We start from the raw sequence: 248 nt of genomic DNA on the forward strand, positions 1-248 counted from the left end.
GCCTCGCCCGCTATCTTACCGTCGCCGGCAGCACTTCGAATTTCCAGAATTTTTCCGGGCTCAAATAGGCGGTGGCAAACGCGCGGATATCCCCGGCGGTGACCTTGCCGTAGCCGCTGAGACTATCGCGTATCCGGTCCAAACGACGCGAGTCCGTCTGGGCGTGGTGCAGATATTCGATCCAATATCCGTTGCTCTGCTGCTGATGCTTCAATGTCTCGACGATGGGTTCCCGGGCGCGAGCGAGC

General features: G+C 59.7%; 1 protein-coding gene. It reads right to left on the minus strand.

Annotated elements, in window-relative coordinates; genetic code table 11:
- Positions 1-10: 10 nt before the first annotated feature.
- On the minus strand, positions 11-248 hold a 238-nt coding region (locus EOD29_RS33900), incomplete at its 5' end, for a hypothetical protein (RefSeq protein WP_164764049.1).

The organism is Mesorhizobium sp. M1A.T.Ca.IN.004.03.1.1 (assembly GCF_003997555.1).
GTDB lineage: Bacteria > Pseudomonadota > Alphaproteobacteria > Rhizobiales > Rhizobiaceae > Mesorhizobium.